Genomic DNA, 15,995 nt, shown 5'->3' with positions numbered 1-15,995 from the left:
CCGGACACGGTACGGGACCGGGTACGGGGACGTACGGAGGACTGGCGGGACGTGGCCCGGGAGGGCTCAGCCCTTGAAGCGCGGGAACGCGCTGCGGCCCGCGTACACCGCGGCGTCGTCGAGGATCTCCTCGATGCGGAGCAGCTGGTTGTACTTGGCGACGCGCTCGGAGCGGGCCGGGGCGCCGGTCTTGATCTGGCCGCAGTTGGTGGCGACGGCCAGGTCGGCGATGGTGACGTCCTCGGTCTCGCCGGAGCGGTGGGACATCATGCACTTGAAGCCGCTGCGCTGGGCCAGCTCGACGGCGTCCAGGGTCTCGGTGAGCGAGCCGATCTGGTTGACCTTCACCAGCAGGGCGTTGGCGGCGCCCTCCTCGATGCCGCGGGCCAGGCGCTCGGGGTTGGTGACGAACAGGTCGTCGCCGACGAGCTGGACCTTGTCGCCGAGCTTGTCGGTGATGACCTTCCAGCCGGCCCAGTCGTCCTCGAACAGCGGGTCCTCGATGGAGACGAGCGGATAGGCCGCGACGAGCTCCTCGTAGTACTCCGTCATCTCGGCGGCGGAGCGCTCCTTGCCCTCGAAGAGGTACGTGCCGTCCTTGTAGAACTCGGACGCGGCGACGTCGAGCGCGAGGGCGATCTGCTCGCCGGGCGCGTATCCGGCCTCCTTGATCGCTTCGAGGATGAGGTCGAGGGCCTCGCGGTTGGAGCCGAGGTTCGGGGCGAAGCCGCCCTCGTCGCCGAGGCCGGTGGACAGGCCCTTGTTCTTCAGGACCTTCTTCAGGGTGTGGTAGACCTCGGTGCCCCAGCGCAGGGCCTCGGAGAAGGACTCCGCGCCGATGGGGGCGATCATGAACTCCTGGATGTCCACGTTGGAGTCGGCGTGCGAGCCGCCGTTCAGGATGTTCATCATCGGCACCGGCAGCAGGTGCGCGTTCGGACCGCCCAGGTAGCGGAAGAGCGGCAGGTCGGACGCCTCGGAGGCGGCGTGCGCGACGGCCAGGGAGACGCCGAGGATGGCGTTGGCGCCGAGGGAGCCCTTGTTGTCGGTGGCGTCCAGGTCGAACATGGCCTGGTCGATCAGGCGCTGCTCGGTGGCGTCGTAGCCGACCAGCTCCGGGCCGATCTGCTCGATGACCGCGAGGACGGCCTTCTCGACGCCCTTGCCCTGGTAGCGGTTGGGGTCGCCGTCACGGAGCTCGATGGCCTCGAAGGCGCCGGTGGAGGCGCCGGACGGGACGGCGGCACGACCGGTGCTGCCGTCGTCGAGGCCGACCTCGACCTCGACCGTGGGGTTGCCTCGGGAGTCCAGGATTTCCCGGGCTACGACGACGTCGATGGACGGCACGAGCATCTCCTTCTTGGATGTGACGCTGAAAGTGCGGGGCTGTGTGCCTTACGGCTGTGCCTTGCGACTAGAGCCTAACCGTCCCAGGGGCGCCGGCCACCGACCGACCGCCCCGTGGACGGAAGGGACACGCAGACGGTACCTATTGTTCACTCGCGGAACAAAGGGTGGGTGCACAGGACACGCAAAAAGACCCCGCCCCGGCGCGTACGGGGGAACACGCGCCGGGGCGGGGAGTCCGTGGGGACGGGGGCCGGCCGGAGAGCCGGCCGACGGGGTGGGCCGGGCTTACTTGAGGTGCAGCTGCTGGCCCGGGTAGATGAGGTCGGCGTCCCGCACGATGTCCTTGTTCAGCTGGAACAGCTTCTGCCAGCCGCCCCGGACGTGGTGCCGCACGGCGATGGAGCTGAGGGTGTCACCCTTGACAACCTTGTACTCGCCGTCGCCCTTCTTGACCTTCGTGCCGGTCGGGGTGGTGACGGTCCTGCTCGCCTTCGGCGCCGTACGCGTGGTGGAGCGGGTGGCGGCCTGCCGGTCGGAGCGGGTGGTGGTGCTCTTCGAGGCGGTCGGCGCGGAGCCGTTGTACGGGGTGCTCGTCAGGCCCTTGCCGCAGACCGGCCAGGCGCCCTTGCCCTGCGAGGCGAGGACCTTCTCGGCGACGGCTATCTGCTGCGCCTTGGTGGCCTGGTTGGCCTGCGGGGCATAGGCGGTGCCGCCGTACGCGGCCCAGGTGGAGGCGGAGAACTGCAGACCGCCGTAGTAGCCGTTGCCGGTGTTGATGGACCAGTTGCCGCCGGACTCGCACTGGGCGACCGCGTCCCACTGCGAGGCGGTGGCGGCGGAGGCGTTGCCGGCCGCCATCAGCGGGGCGGCGACCACGGCACCGGTGACACCGGCGATCGCGACGGCACGGTTGGTCTTGGACGGGCGACGGTGCTTGCCCTTGCCGGAGAACAGCATGGATCGATCCCCTCACCGACGCCTGCGAGGTGAGCTGTCGGGTTCGGGCCGGTTGAGTTGCCCGGCCGCGCCCCTCTCGTGAGGCGCGGCTTCACCCCGAGCCGGTCCGGCGTCAACCGCCGGGACCGGCACCTACCTTGGGTCCCCCGCTCCTGCCTGCGGCGCATGACGCGACGACTGTTCCCGGGCAACCGCTGGCAGGATTCGGCGTTGCGGCTGCCGGGGCTCGTGAGGACGAGCGGATCGACCGTAGACAGGCGGTCGGCGGAATTTCAAAGGCGATCAGGGCTTCTGAGACTCATCCCACACTTTCACCGAACCGGACATCAGGTGCGAAGTGGGGCGTCAACTCCCGCTAGTCCGCGTCCGTTTCCGTACCGACTTTCAGGGTCTGACCGGCATTGATGTGGTTCGGGTCGGCGCCGATGGCCTTCTTGTTCGCGGAGTAGAGGGCGTGCCATCCGCCGTCGACGTCAAGGGAGTCGGCGATGGAGGCGAGGGTGTCGCCCTCGCGGACGGTGTAGGCGCCGGCCCCCGGAGAGGCGTGCCGGCCGGACGAGGTGGCGTTCTGTCCGTTTGCCGCGCTTTCGTCCGCACTGCCGCCACGGTGACGCCCGCCGCTGCCGAGGGAGCCGGTGTCCACCAGGCTCCAAGAAGCGACGGGTTGCTGGGAATTGTCCGCTTCGCCCACCGGAGGGATGGCAGGGGGGGAGGCGGTGTCACCCTGGGAGGCTCCGGTGTCGATAGAGGGCGACTTGTCCGACTTGGGGGTCTTGGTCTCCGGGGAGCCGGTGGCCGTCCCCGGGTCCGCCGTCGCGTCCCCGGCGGAGCCGGGGGTCGCCGAGACCGTCGAGTCGGAGGACGAGCCGTCGCCGGAGCCGGAGTTGGCGTCGGACGAGGGCAGGGAATCCGACAAGCCGGACGAGTCGGAGGTGTCGCTCGATCCGGACGAGTCGCCCGAATCGTGGCCGTGGCCGGAGCCGCCGACGCCCGTGTCGACGTCCACGGAACCCGTGTTGGAGGTCAGCCCGGACAGCAGGGCGCAGGTGGCCCAGGGAGTGGTGCCCTGGTCGGCGAGGATCTTCTCGGCGACGGCGATCTGCTGCGAGCGGCTGGCCCGGTCGGCGCTCGGGGCGTACTGCGTGCCGCCGTACTTGGCCCAGTCGGCCTGGGATATCTGCAGGCCGCCGTGGTAGCCGTTGCCGGTGTCCGCGCTCCAGATGCCGCCGCTCTCGCACTCGGCCACCTTGTCCCACGTGGTTCCGTCGGCCGCGTTGGCGCTCGCGGCGCCCAGGAGGGGGATCGCGATGGCGGAGCCGGTCACTCCGGCCGCGACGAGGAGGGCCGGAGCCTGACGGGGGCGACGGTGACGACCGTTCCCGGAGAGCATGCGGAAGCCTTTCGTGCGACGGCAGAACCGCGTGGCGGCGACGTGTGCCGCCACACTGATGGGTGAACGTATAGGCAGACGATCACTTGTCACAAGTTCATGCCGCGCAGATCACGTGAAGATCACATAGTTGAACGCCCTTCACGTTTGCCGTTCTGCGGCCTTTCCGGCCTCCGGGGTGAACTCCACGGGCAGGGTGCGCAGGCCCCGCATGATGAGCCCGCCGCGCCACCGCAGATCGGCCGGATCGGCCCCGAGCCGCAGGTCGGGCAGCCGGGACAGGAGCGTGGCCAGCGCGGTTCGCCCTTCCAGGCGGGCGAGCGGCGCGCCGAGGCAGTAGTGGATGCCGTGCCCGTAGCCGAGGTGCTGGTTGTCCCGCCTGGCGAGGTCCAGCACGTCCGGGTCGGCGAACCGCTCCGGGTCCCGGTCGGCGGCGGCCAGGACGACGAGCACGGGGTCGCCGGGCGCGATGCGCTGCCCGCCGATGGTGAGCGGCTCGGTGGCGAAGCGCCAGGTGGCCAGCTCCACCGGGCCGTCGTAGCGCAGGAGTTCCTCCACTCCGGTCGCCAGGAGGCCGTGCTCGCCCCGGGCGAGGGAGTCCTGGAGACGGTGGCGCTGCTCGGGGTGGGTGAGCAGGGCGTACGTGCCGTTGCCGATGAGGTTGACGGTGGTCTCGAAGCCGGCGAACAGCAGGATGAAGGCCATCGCGGCGGCCTCGTTCTCGGTGAGGTGCTCGCCGTGGTCGAAGGCGCGGATGAGACCGGAGATGAGGTCCTCGCCGGGCCTGGGCTCGGCGGGCAGCGCCTGCCGCTTCCTGTGGATCAGCTCGGCCAGGTAGCCGCGCATCATCTTGACCGACCGGGCGACCCCGCCGCGCCGCCCCCCGCCGTGCCCCGCTTTTGTATGTCGCAGCATCATGCCCGCCCAGTCCCGGAAGTCGTCCTGGTCCTCGCGCGGGACGCCGAGCAGGTCGCAGATGGCGTAGATGGGCAGCGGAAAGGCGAACTCGTGGATGAGGTCGGCGCTGCCGCGGGCGGCGAAGCCGTCGATGAGCCGGTCGGTCAGCTCCTGCACCCGCGGCGCGAACTCGGCGACCCGGCGGGGCGTGAACGCCTTGCTGACCAGCCGGCGCAGCCGGGTGTGGTCCGGCGGGTCGATGTTCAGCAGATGCGTCATCAGCTCGGCCTTCCGCTCGCCCGGAATGCCGGTCTTGCCCTTGGCGTGCGCCGGCTCGTCGTGATGCGCCGGGTTCTTGCTCAGCCGCTGGTCGGCCAGGGCCTGCCGGGCGTCGGCGTACCGCGTCACCAGCCACGCCTCGACCCCGCTGGGCAGTCGCGTCCGGTGCACCGGCGCGTGCTGTCGCAGCCAGGCGTAGGCGGGATACGGGTCGGAGGCGAACTCCCAGCCGAAGAGGGCGGGCGCGCCGTCGTCGGGGCGGTACTGCTCGGTCACCCCTCGACCGTATCCGGCGGCGGGCTACCGGCTCTCGTTCGGGCCGGGGCCCTCCGCCGCGCGTATCGCGTCCCGGTAGGCGCGGGCCGCTGCTCGCAGGGCCGCTTCCGGGTCGATGCCGTCGGCTTCGGCGCGCACGGCGAGCGCGAGGAGCTCGTAGCCGACGCCCTCGCCCCGGGGGAGGGGGACGTCCAGGCCGGCGATGCGGGTGCGGGAGGCGAGTTTGGCGGCGAGGGCCAGGCCGGGCTGGCCGAGCGGGACGCCCTCCGTGACCGAGGTGCGCCGCTTCTCCTCGGCCTTGGTGCGCAGCCAGTGCTCCTTGACGTCCTCCGGGGTCTCGGCCTTCTCGTCGCCGAAGACGTGCGGGTGGCGGTGGATCAGCTTGGCGACGATGCCGGCGGCCACGTCGTCGATGGAGAACGGCTCGTCCGGGTCCTCCTCGGCGATGCTGGAGTGGAAGACGACCTGGAGGAGGACGTCGCCGAGCTCCTCGCGCAGCTCCGCGCGGTCGCCCGCCTCGATCGCCTCGACCAGTTCGTACGCCTCCTCGATGCCGTACTTGGCCAGGCCCTCGTGGGTCTGCCGGGAGGACCAGGGGCACTCGGCGCGAATGCGGTCCATGACCTGGACGAGGTCGAGCAGGCGGGCGCCGGGCAGGTCGTAGGAGGCGGGCAGCAGCTCCAGATCCGGCATGCGCACCCGGCCCGTGCCGGCCAGCCTGGCCAGGCCGTCGGTGAGGGCCGGCTCGCCCTCCCCGGTCGCCACGACCACCACGCTCCGCCCGCCGGCGCAGGCGCCGACCAGCTCCTCGGCGGTGGGCGAGGCCTGTGTCACCGCTATCCCGGCCTCCCGCAGATACGGCAGCTGCGGATGGGCGCCGTCCGCGCAGAGCACGGCGTCGGCGGCGCGCAGGGCCTGCCAGGCGGGCCAGGACAGCAGGCCGGGGGCGACGCGGTGGCTGGTGGTGAGCAGGACGATGCGGCCGGGGTCGGCGGAGTCCGGGCCGGTGGGCCCGGCGCCGGTGGCTTCGGGGCTGGATGCGTTCACGCTCCGAACGTAACCCACCGCGGCGGCGAGCGGATCTCCGTTGTCCACAGGCCCGGGGGATCGTGTGATCGTATGACCACTGAGCCCTCCTCGGGCCTGCCCGCCGCCCCGCCGTTCCGGCTCCCCGGCGGCCCTACGCCGTCAGCGGCTGCCCGCCCGACGCCGTCGAGACCTCCCGCACCCACGGCGTCTTGGCGTCCACCCGGCTGCTCTTCTGCACGTCCCAGGTGCCGTACCGCGGGTTGAGGTCGACGTGCAGCTCCTGCGAGGCCTTCGACAAGGCCTTCCAGAAGGCGGGCTGGGTGGGGTCGGTGCCGAGCCGGGCCGCCAGCTTCTGCGCCTCCACCTGCAGCCGCAGGTTGTCGTCGAGGCGCGCGGGCGCGATGCCGTACTTCTGCAGCCAGGCGGTCTCCAGGCCCTTGGAGCCGCCCGCCTGCTGCTCCAGGCTCGCGCGCATCTGCTGGATCTCCCTGCGGGTGACCGTGACGCCCTCGTCCTGCGCGGCCCGGTGCAGCACCCGGTCGAGGACCATGTTGTGCAGGGTGTCGCGGGTGAGGCTGCTGGTGGCGGCCAGCACCTGCTGGTACTGGGTCGGGTCCGGCACCGCGGCCCGCTGGGCCCGCCGGACCTCGTTGACCCGGTTCTCCAGCTGGGAGACGGTGATGCGCTGTCCTCCGACGACGGCCGCCGTGCCCGGGTGCGCATCGTTTCCGCAGGCGGTCAGGAGGGGTGCCGCGGCGGCGATCGCGGCGGTGAGGACGAGCGCGGTGCGACGGCGGCGGTGCAAGGAGAACCTCCAGGGGAGATTGTGCGACGGTGCACAAGGTCTTGCGGTGATCGATGGTAGGCAGCGGCACTGCTCCGGCCAACCCATTCGACCAACGATTCACCGCGACTTCGGGCACCGCCGCGCCCTCGCGCGCTCCGCTCAGCCGGTGATGGCCACCGGGGCGTCCCAGGCGTCACGGTCCACGGTGATCGTGTAGCCGCCCCGCGTCTCCTTGCTGTTCACCATGTACTGGTGGGCGCGGCTGTGGTTGGTGAACTGCTTGGAGCCCCACGGCCAGTCCGTGGTCGTCGTGTTGTGCTTGTCCCACAGCGCGTACCAGAGGTTGCCCGGCAGGTCCGTCTTGTCGGACGCGGTGGCGACGGCCTTGGCGCTGGAGCTGGTGAAGCCGTAGTAACCCGCCCGGTACGTCTTGGCGTGCAGCGCCTTGTCGAAGGCGCGTACGTACGTCAGCACGGCGGTGTTGCACGACGTGTTCGTGGTGTCGTACGCCTCCATGTCGAGGTAGATCGGGCTGCCCGCCTTCATGCCGAGCGCCGACGCCTTGGCCACCGCGTCGGCGCCGTCGGAGGCGCCGAGGGAGGCGGCGGTGGAGGCCGTCATCTTCTCCGGGTTGGAGCCGGACTGGCAGGACGGCTGGGCGCCGACGTAGATCGGGACGAGCTTCCAGCCGAGCGAGCTGACCGACTTCACCCAGGAGGCGGTGAGGTTGGGCTGGGAGCAGCCGCGGTTCTTGCCGCCCACGTACACGGCGGCGGCGCCGTAGAAGCCGGTGTGCCAGGCCTTCATCGCCGACAGCGAGGGCGCGGCGCACGTGTCGAACGCGCGGCCGGTGAACGTCTTCTGCGCCGGCCAGGTGGTGGCCGCCATGGAGGCCTGCGCGGCGACCCCGGCCCCGGCGGCGACGGCGGCCCCGGCCACCGCCCACGTGATGTATCTGCGCTTCCTGGACTGCCGATGGCCGGCCATGAGTCCCCACCCCTGTTCGTACGTACCTGGCAAAGCGAAGCGCAACCTATCCAGCGCTCTTCATACCGTTGGAAAAAGCGATCCCCTGAGGATCACAAGATTTGTTCAGGGAAGCGCAAAGACTATCCGCGCACCTGCCCCAGCCACTGCAGCGTGCGGCGGATGTCCGCCGCGAGGGGGTGCGCCGGGCCGTGCACGCGCTCCACGTCCATCAGCAGCCGCGCGAGGGTGTCGTGGGCGGCCGGCCGGTCGCCCAGCGCGAGCAGCAGATGGCCGATGCGCCGGCGGACGTCGTGGGCCTGCTGCGGGTCGCCGGAGACGTACTGGTTCTCGTAGTACGGCAGCAGCGCGCGGTACTCGGCGAGCGCCGCCGCGGGCTCGCCGAGCTGCTCCAGGCACTGCGCGGCCTCGTAGCGGAAGCGCAGGGACTGCGGGTCGGCCTGGCCGGCCTCGGCGGCGCGTTCGTCGGCGAGCCGGCGCAGTTCGGGCAGCGCGCGCCGGTACTGGCCGTCGTCCATGAGGGTCGCCGCGTACTGCTTGCGCAGGGTGCGCACGACCGGCGAGTGGTCGCCGTGCCGCTGGGCCGCCACGGGCAGGATCGCGCCCAGGATGTCGACGGCCTGGGTGATGCGCCCCTCCCCCAGGAGGCGCTTGACCTCGTCGACGGCGGCGGCGACATCCGGCTTCCCGGCCGCCGGCGGCGCCGACGCGACCGGGGCGGGCTGGGGCGCGGGCGTGCGCGCGCGGTCCGGCCACGGGGCGTGCGGGCGCAGGAAGGGCCGCGTGGGATCCAGGGGCGCCCCGGTGGGCATGCCGCGCGGGGGCAGCAGCGGAGCCAGCTCCTCGTACACCTGCTGCGCGGAGGCCGGCCGGTGCTGCGGGTCCTTGGCGAGCAGGCGCAGGACGACGCTCTCGAGCGCCTCCGGGACCTCCGGGCGGATACGGCGCACGGGCAGCGGGGGCTCGTACAGGTGGCGGTGCAGCACGCCGAGCGCCGTCGTGCCCGCGAACGGCACGTCGCCGCTGAGCAGTTCGTGCAGCAGCACCCCGAGCGCGTACAGGTCGGTGTACGGGCCGACCGCGCCGCCCATCGCCTGCTCGGGCGCCATGTAGGCGGGCGAGCCGATCGGGGAGCCGGTGTGGGTGAGGCGGGTGGTGTCCGTGTCCATGACGGAGGCCACGCCCAGGTCGAGGACCGTGACCGTGCCGTCCTGCTTCACCATCACGTTGCGCGGCTTGAGGTCGCGGTGGATGATCGGCACGGCGTGCACGGCGCTCAGCACGGCGCACAGTTGCGCGGCCACCGCCACCGCCCACTGCCACGGGTACGGGTCGTGCTCGGCCAGGTGGTCGGAGAGGTCGGCGCCGTCCACGTACTGCATGACGAGGAACAGCTCCTCGCCCTCGCTGCCCGCGTCGTGCACCGTCACCAGACCGGGGTGGTCCACCTGCGCGGTCACCCGGCACTCGCGCACGAAGCGGCGGCGCAGCTCGTCCGCCTCCTGGCCGGCCACCTTGTCGGGGCGCAGCAGCTTCACCGCCACGCGCCGGTCGAGCCGCTGGTCGTACGCCGTCCACACCTGGCCCATGCCGCCCTGCCCGATGAGGGTGGACAGTTCGTAGCGGCCGGCGACGACACGTCCTGTCGCCACGGTCACCTTCCGCCCTCGTCGTGCCCGTCGTGCTTGCGCAGGAAGTCGCTCAGCTCGTCCAGTTCGGCGCGCACCTGGTCGATGTGGCTGGGCGCGGGGCGCTGGGGCGGCGCGGGAACGGGTGGCTGGGGCAGGGACACGGCGGGCGTCGGGGCCGGGGTGTACGGGGGCTGCGGCAGGCTCGGCGCGCTCGTCGCGCCGAACGGCGGCACGGGCTGCGGGTACGCGTAGCCCGGCCCCGGCGGCAGGTGCCCGGTGTGGGCCTGGCGGAGCCGGCTGAAGTGGCGTATGTCCGCGTAGAGGTAGTAGGCGACGCAGGCCACGGCGTTCAGCAACAGGATGATCATGCCCGCGTTGCCGTTCGGGGTGCTGAAGTCGTCGGTGTGGTCCGTGCTGAGGAAGGCGAAGCTGATGCAGAGGACCAGCACCGACCCCGCGAAGAACAGCCACTCGGCACGCCTGCGGGTCACGATCGCCGCGCGCAGCGGCGCCACCCACGCCAGGAAGCCGATGCTGAGGAGCGCCACGGCCACGAAGATCACACGCAGCACGACCAGCACCCCGGTCGAGGGTGGCTGCGGGCGAGGCGGCGCGTAGCCGGGGCCTTGCATGGCTGCTCCTGGAGGCCTGATGGGTTGCTTGACGGGTCGGGCGTGTGTGCCGGATCCGAGCGTATAGGCCGCCGCGGACAACCGGTCCCGGGTCTACCGAACCGTTGTCGCACCGATCGGCACCAATCGGCACCGATCGGCTCCGTGCGGCCCTCCGGCGAGCTCAGTCCGGTGCCACCGTCCCGTCCGTGAGCCCGTCGTACATCCCGCGCACGAGGTGCTCCCCGAGCCGGCTCGCGTGGCGCAGGGCCCGCTCGAACTCGTCGAGGGCGCGGAACCGCGCGCCGTAGCGCCGCTGTTCGTCCAGCGGGAGCCGGGGCAGCTGCAGCCGGCGCACGTCCAGGCGGGTCGCGGTGGAGGCGTAGCTGCTGGCCTGCCGGTTGTTGGCGGTTCCGCGCAGGAAGCCGGCGAGGAACCACGGGTCCAGCGCCGCGTGGTCGGGGCGCAGCAGCACGAGGTTGCGCCCGAGCACGGCACCCTGCGTCGCCTCGTCGATCACGCGCGCCATCGAGCCCCCGCCGAGCACCGGTACGACGACGTCGCCCGGCTCGGTCAGCACCGCCTCCTCGTCGCTCTCGGGGAGCGAGCCCGAAGGCGCCGTTCCGGCGAGCACGTCGTGGTCGGTGAGCACGGGCACGCGCGCGTGGCCGCCGTTTCCACCGGTGCGCAGCAGCAGCGCGCCCCCGCGCGCGAGCTCGCCGACGGTGGTGAGCGGCCAGCGCGCGGGCGGGGCCGGGTCGGCGGGCGGCGGGGTGAGGTCGGCGGTCAGGCGCAGGGTCGCGCCGAGGCGCTCGCGCACCGCCGTGAGCTGCTCCGCGCCGTCGGCCACGGCGGGCGGGAGATGGCGCGCGGGAGCGAAGTCCACGTCGTCGTCGAGGAGTTCGATGACCGGCAGCGACCGTGCCAGCCCCGGCCTTTCCTCGAGCCGCCCCGCGCGCGTGAAGGCACGCCAGGCGTCCAGGACGGTGTCCCGCACCGCCTCCCAGTCCGGCCCGCCCCGCCCCTCCCCGGCGAACCTCCCCGTGTCCACGAGCAGCACCTCGGGCGTCGCCGGCGTCCGGTCGGGCCGGCGCAGCACCCACACGTGCAGCGGGATGTTGTACGGCGGTGCCGCACCGACCGGCAGCGCGACCACCGCCCTGAGCGCACCCCGGCGCAGCAGGTCGGCGCGGATCCGGCGCCCGGAACGGCGGGACGCGGCGGCCGGCGGCATCAGCAGCACCGCCGTGCCACCGTCGGTGAGCCGGGCCAGCGCGTGCTGCACCCAGGCCAGCTCCGACTCGGTGCGCGCCGGGAAGCCGTACTCCCAGCGCGGGTCGTAGGCGAGTTCGTCGTGGCCCCAGTTGCGCTCGTTGAACGGCGGGTGGCACAGCACGGCGTCGGCGCGCAGCTCGGGGAAGGCGTCGGCGCGCAGGGTGTCGCCGACCGCGCCGCGCACGGCGGCCCGCGAGTGCAGCGCGAGTCGCAGCGCGGTCAGCGCGGCGAGGTCGGGGGCGCTGTCCTGGGCGTAGAGCTCCTGGTCGGGGCGGACGTCCACGGCGCGCAGCAGGGCGCCGGTGCCGCAGGCCGGGTCCAGGACGGTGCGGGCGGTTCCGGCGAGGTCGGCCATGAGTCCGGCGAGTTCGGCCGGCGTGAGCGTGTACTGCCGTGGGTTGGCGTCCAGATGCCGGCCCAGCAGGAACTCGAAGGTCTGCCTCGCCCCGATCTCGGCGGCCAGCTCGGCGGCCCCGCGCAGCAGCGGGGCGGAGGGCAGGAGTTGGGGGCCGGTGGGGGTGCGCAGGGCGGGACTCGGAGCGGCGCTGCGGGCGGCGCCGGCGGCGGCGCTGGGGGCGGGGGAAGCCGCGGTGCCTGGAGCCGGGTGGGCGCCGGGCGCGGGGTGGGCGCCGGGCGCGGAGGGCGTGCCGGGCACGGGGTGCGCGCCGGGCGTGGGGTGCGTGCCGGGCGTGGGGTGCGTGCCGGGCGTGGGGTGCCCGGCGTTCACAGCAGGAGCCGTGCGGTCGGTGTGCGCAGCGCGGGCCGCGGCGCCGGCGTTCACACCGGGCATGGCTGAGCCCGCGTTCACACCGGGCGCCGGCGGGGAGGCGTTCACACCACCGGCGGGCGATGTCGCGTTCACACCCTGTCCACCGCCGGCCGGGTTCACACCCTGTCCACCGCCGGCCGCGTTCACACCCTGCGCGCCGCCGACCGGGTTCACACCCTGTGCACCATCGGCCGTGTTCACACCCTGTGCACCACCCGCCCGGTTCACGTCCTCCGCACCACGGCCGGTGTTCACACCCGCCCCGGCACTCGCGGACCACCCGCTGTGCACCGCACGATCCGGCGCTCCGCCGAAGCGCGGGGTCAGCACCTGCTCCAGCGCGCCCGGCAGCATCGCGGCCAGGCGCTCGTCCGAACCCGCGCAGACGTCGAGCCACACGGTGGGGCGCTCGTGGATCAGCAGCAGCGCGCAGCCGGCGTGCACCAGGGCCGTCAGCGGCCCCTCGGGATGCCCGGCGAGCTGCTGCCAGACCCGCTCGCGCAGCGGGACCTCGGCGAGTTTGCCCTGCTTGCGCAGCCAGGCCTCGACCTCGGCGAGGGCGAACGACGGGCTGGTCTCGGTGCCGCCGACCGGCTTGGGGAAGTCGGCGTGCCGGCGGCGCCAGTTGCTGACGGCGGCACGGCCCACCCCGGCGAGCCGTGCGATCCCGGCCGCGGTCACCTCTGTCGCGTTGTCCTGCACCCGCCGCGCTCCCCTCGTCCCGTATTGCGCCGAGCATAGCCGCGGATTCAAGATCCAGGCATTCACGAGCGTGTACTTGGCCAATCCTGTGAACCGTGTTGACTCGGTTCACAAGCTCTGCTGTTATTGACCCAGCGAACGAGCGGTCACCGGAGGGGGGGCCGCCTCTTGGGGAGGGATTCGCCATGGGCATGAAGGCCAAGATCGCGCTGGGCGCCGTCGTGGGGGTTGTCGTCATCGGCGCCGTGTCGGCGAACGGCGGCAGTGACGGCAAGCACAGCGGCTCCGGCAGCGGCGACAAGGCCTCGTCGGCCTCCGCCGGGCACACGCCCGGCAGCAAGAAGGGCTCGAAGGGCGCCGCGGCGACCGAGAAGAAGAAGGCCGCCTTCGGCGGGGACGGCGACTACCGGGTCGGTTCCGACGTGAAACCCGGGACGTACCGCACGAGCGGCAACAGCGCCGACGACAACTGCTACTGGGAGCGCGCCAAGGACGCCAAGGGCGAGATGGACTCGCTGCTGGCCAACGACAACGTCACCGGCACCAGTTACGTCACCATCAAGGCCACCGACAAGCTGTTCAAGTCCAGCGGCTGCAAGGACTGGGAGGCCGTCGACCCGAAGGCGAAGGGCACCCCCGCCACCTCCATGGACGGCGACGGCGGCATGTTCAAGGTCGGCGCCGACATCGCGCCGGGCACCTACCGGTCGACCGGCAACAGCGCCGACGACAACTGCTACTGGGAGCGCACCAGGGACGCCGCGCACGGGCTCAACTCGATCATCGCGAACGACAACGCGACCGGCACGGCCGTCGTCACCATCGGCCCGTCGGACGCCTACTTCAAGACGTCCGGGTGCGGCGACTGGAAGAAGACGGCCTGACCACGGCCCTCCCGGCTCCGGCGTCGCCGGCGCCGGGCCCCGGTGCCCCGAGCGCCGGCCTCCGGCGACCCGAGCGCCCGGCACTCCGCCGGGCGCGCGCAGCCGGCCCACCGGGTCCGCCACACCCGGCCTCAGGGCGGAGCGCTCACCTCTGCGAGCGCTTTGGCCTCCCTGTGAACCTTATGTGATCTTCATGTGACCCCATACGGCATACCGTACACAACCGTTCCACCACTACGAGAAGGACTCCGATGCGTCTCCCGTCCCGTGCCGTGATGCTGATCGCCGCCACGGCACTCCCGCTGGCCCTGTCCGCCTGCTCCCCCGATGCGTCCTCCGACTCCGGCTCCGGCACCGCCGCGAAGGCGAAGCCCGCCAAGCCGAAGGACCCCAACGCCGGCCTGTTCACCGGCACTCAGCTGAAGAAGGCGCTGGCCCCCGCGTCGGCCTTCCCGTCCGGGCTGACCCTGGAGGCCGACGGTTCCGCGGACAGCGGCGCCAAGTTCCTCTCCCCGTCCGCGAAGAAGGCCGGCAAGCCGGACTGCGCGAGGCTCGAGACCACCTCCTGGATCCAGGTAACCGGCTACAAGGGCGGCGTCTCCTTCGCGCAGAACGACTACGTCAACTCGGACAAGACCGAGGAAGTCGCCCAGGAGATCGACGCGTTCCAGGGGACCACCGCGCAGGACGTGATGAAGGACGTGCAGTCGGTGGCCGGCGCGTGCGCCACGTTCACGGACACCGACGCGCACGCCAAGGTGAAGGTCAGGGGCCGGTCCACGTCCGGTCTCGGTGACGAGGCCTACACGATGACGCTGACGAGCGGCAGTTGGCAGAATGGCCAGACGCTGATCGCCGCGCGTGCCGGCAACTCCGTCGTCACGGTGCTGTCCACGGCGGGCACCGACAACGGCGCCGCGTCCGCGAAGAAGGTGACGTCGACGATCCTGGCGGCGCTGAAGTAGGAGGCCGAGCCGGGCGGCCAGGCGTGAGCACCGGCGTCCCGTTTCCTCACCGTTCCGTCCCCCGTGAAGGATGCCGATGCCTCCGACCTCCCGCCCGGCCGGCAGGGCGCCCGCCGAAGAAGCCGCCGCACGCGGCCGCGGCGTGCCCGCAACCCCGGTGCGTGCCGCGCTCGCCCTCGGGCTGCTGATCGGGTTCTATCTGCTGGCCGTGCTCGTTCTGGTCGCGGTGGCGGCCCTGGACGTGTTCCTGGCCCGGGGCCCGGGGCTCACGGTGGTCGCTGTCGAGGGCTGGCTCGGCTCGCTGGCGATCGCCTGGTGCGTGGTGCGCGTGGTCGTGCTCAGCCGGGGCCGCCCGGCCGGGCGGGACGAGATCCCCGGCCTGTCGCTGACGCCGCAGGAGCAGCCGGAACTGTGGCGGCGCCTGCGCGACCTGGCCGAGCGGGTGGGCACGCGGCCGCCCGCGCGGATCCAGGTGATCCCGGGTGCCGGCGCCATGGTGCAGGAGGATGCCCGGTGGCTCGGGCTGGTCGCGGGTGAACGGCGGCTCTTCCTCGGCGTGGCGCTGCTGATCGGCCTGCCGGAGGACGAACTGGACGCCGTGCTCGCCCACGAGTTGGGGCACTACGCGCACGACGACACGCGGCTGGCCTGCCTGTTGTGGGCGCTGCGCAGCAGGCTGCTGCACACGGTGCGCACGCTGGAGCACCGGGCCGCACGCGAGGAGGCCGAGCAGCAGGAGGCGTTCGCCGCCCGGGCCGCGCGCCGCCGGGCCGCCGGCAAGCCGCCGCCGGTGAAGCGGGAGCCCACGCGGGGCCCGGACCACTACCTGGCCCTCGTCTTCTCCGCCTACGCCCGGCTGTGCCTGCGCCTGACCGAGGCCGTCAGCCGCCGGGAGGAGTACGCGGCCGATCTGGTCGCCGCCCGGATCGCCGGACGGGACACCACGGCCGCCGCGCTGCGCCGCATCCCCGCGCTCGAAGCCGCCCACGACCTCTACCTGGACGCATACGCCCTGATGGGCTGGGAGGCCGGCCTGCTGCCGCCCGAGGGGCAGTTCCACGGCGGGCTGGCCCTCCTGCTCGCGGACTCCGCCCGCCGGGCCGAGCTGGAGGCGCTCACCCGGGAGCCCCTGCCCGAGGAGACGTCCGAGGAGAGGTCGCCGTACGACAGTCACCCGCCCACGGCCGACCGCATCGCGGCGCTGGA

13 protein-coding genes and 1 riboswitch are annotated in these 15,995 nt (G+C 72.7%); of the genes, 3 read left to right on the top strand and 10 right to left on the bottom strand.

The window, feature by feature from the left end:
- Positions 1 to 66: 66 nt before the first annotated feature.
- The 10 genes from eno to ACLU3S_RS11495 form a co-directional block, all read right to left on the bottom strand.
- Positions 67 to 1,353: a phosphopyruvate hydratase gene (gene eno / locus ACLU3S_RS11540; protein WP_413951685.1), complete on the bottom strand. Its 1,287-nt coding sequence runs from the start codon at positions 1,351 to 1,353 to the stop codon at positions 67 to 69.
- Positions 1,354 to 1,635: 282 nt separating this feature from the next.
- Positions 1,636 to 2,307, bottom strand: coding sequence for a transglycosylase family protein (locus tag ACLU3S_RS11535; protein WP_413951684.1), 672 nt, complete (start codon positions 2,305 to 2,307; stop codon positions 1,636 to 1,638).
- A gap of 4 nt (positions 2,308 to 2,311) precedes the next feature.
- Positions 2,312 to 2,481: riboswitch (cyclic di-AMP (ydaO/yuaA leader) on the bottom strand.
- Between the two features lie 181 nt (positions 2,482 to 2,662).
- Positions 2,663 to 3,697, bottom strand: coding sequence for a transglycosylase family protein (locus ACLU3S_RS11530; RefSeq protein WP_413951683.1), 1,035 nt, complete (start codon positions 3,695 to 3,697; stop codon positions 2,663 to 2,665).
- Positions 3,698 to 3,838: 141 nt separating this feature from the next.
- A complete protein-coding gene (locus ACLU3S_RS11525; protein WP_413951682.1) occupies positions 3,839 to 5,149 on the bottom strand; it encodes a cytochrome P450 family protein in 1,311 nt (436 codons plus the stop codon).
- A 24-nt stretch (positions 5,150 to 5,173) separates the two neighbouring features.
- Positions 5,174 to 6,196, bottom strand: coding sequence for a nucleoside triphosphate pyrophosphohydrolase (locus ACLU3S_RS11520; protein ID WP_413951681.1), 1,023 nt, complete (start codon positions 6,194 to 6,196; stop codon positions 5,174 to 5,176).
- 133 nt (positions 6,197 to 6,329) lie between these two features.
- Positions 6,330 to 6,983: a SurA N-terminal domain-containing protein gene (locus ACLU3S_RS11515; protein ID WP_413951680.1), complete on the bottom strand. Its 654-nt coding sequence runs from the start codon at positions 6,981 to 6,983 to the stop codon at positions 6,330 to 6,332.
- A gap of 141 nt (positions 6,984 to 7,124) precedes the next feature.
- Positions 7,125 to 7,952 carry a glycoside hydrolase domain-containing protein gene (locus tag ACLU3S_RS11510; protein WP_413951679.1) on the bottom strand — a complete coding sequence of 276 codons (828 nt, stop codon included), beginning with the start codon at positions 7,950 to 7,952 and terminating at the stop codon, positions 7,125 to 7,127.
- 122 nt (positions 7,953 to 8,074) lie between these two features.
- Positions 8,075 to 9,568 carry a protein kinase domain-containing protein gene (locus tag ACLU3S_RS11505; RefSeq protein WP_413951714.1) on the bottom strand — a complete coding sequence of 498 codons (1,494 nt, stop codon included), beginning with the start codon at positions 9,566 to 9,568 and terminating at the stop codon, positions 8,075 to 8,077.
- A 38-nt stretch (positions 9,569 to 9,606) separates the two neighbouring features.
- On the bottom strand, positions 9,607 to 10,215 hold the full coding sequence (locus ACLU3S_RS11500; protein WP_413951678.1) for a hypothetical protein: 609 nt from the start codon (positions 10,213 to 10,215) through the stop codon (positions 9,607 to 9,609).
- 163 nt (positions 10,216 to 10,378) lie between these two features.
- Positions 10,379 to 12,940, bottom strand: coding sequence for an N-6 DNA methylase (locus ACLU3S_RS11495; protein ID WP_413951677.1), 2,562 nt, complete (start codon positions 12,938 to 12,940; stop codon positions 10,379 to 10,381).
- Positions 12,941 to 13,125: 185 nt separating this feature from the next.
- On the opposite strand from ACLU3S_RS11495, the gene ACLU3S_RS11490 reads away from it, so the two are divergent.
- The 3 genes from ACLU3S_RS11490 to ACLU3S_RS11480 form a co-directional block, all read left to right on the top strand.
- A complete protein-coding gene (locus ACLU3S_RS11490) occupies positions 13,126 to 13,824 on the top strand; it encodes a hypothetical protein (RefSeq protein WP_413951676.1) in 699 nt (232 codons plus the stop codon).
- Positions 13,825 to 14,075: 251 nt separating this feature from the next.
- Positions 14,076 to 14,789, top strand: coding sequence for a hypothetical protein (locus ACLU3S_RS11485; protein WP_413951675.1), 714 nt, complete (start codon positions 14,076 to 14,078; stop codon positions 14,787 to 14,789).
- A gap of 76 nt (positions 14,790 to 14,865) precedes the next feature.
- Positions 14,866 to 15,995, top strand: a 1,130-nt coding sequence (locus tag ACLU3S_RS11480; protein WP_413951674.1) for a M48 family metalloprotease, incomplete at its 3' end; no start/stop codon positions are given.

It is taken from the genome of Streptomyces sp. AF1A, assembly GCF_047340315.1.
Taxonomy (GTDB): domain Bacteria; phylum Actinomycetota; class Actinomycetes; order Streptomycetales; family Streptomycetaceae; genus Streptomyces.
This window is presented reverse-complemented; position numbering and strand designations above follow the sequence as displayed.

Excerpts from the sequence above, each read along its gene's own strand:
- ACLU3S_RS11500 (WP_413951678.1), bottom strand. The coding sequence starts at position 10,215 with ATGCAAGGCCCCGGCTACGCGCCGCCTCGCCCGCAGCCACCCTCGACC.
- ACLU3S_RS11535 (WP_413951684.1), bottom strand. The coding sequence starts at position 2,307 with ATGCTGTTCTCCGGCAAGGGCAAGCACCGTCGCCCGTCCAAGACCAAC.
- ACLU3S_RS11490 (WP_413951676.1), top strand. The coding sequence starts at position 13,126 with ATGGGCATGAAGGCCAAGATCGCGCTGGGCGCCGTCGTGGGGGTTGTC.
- ACLU3S_RS11530 (WP_413951683.1), bottom strand. The coding sequence starts at position 3,697 with ATGCTCTCCGGGAACGGTCGTCACCGTCGCCCCCGTCAGGCTCCGGCC.
- ACLU3S_RS11485 (WP_413951675.1), top strand. The coding sequence starts at position 14,076 with ATGCGTCTCCCGTCCCGTGCCGTGATGCTGATCGCCGCCACGGCACTC.
- eno (WP_413951685.1), bottom strand. The coding sequence starts at position 1,353 with ATGCTCGTGCCGTCCATCGACGTCGTCGTAGCCCGGGAAATCCTGGAC.
- ACLU3S_RS11510 (WP_413951679.1), bottom strand. The coding sequence starts at position 7,952 with ATGGCCGGCCATCGGCAGTCCAGGAAGCGCAGATACATCACGTGGGCG.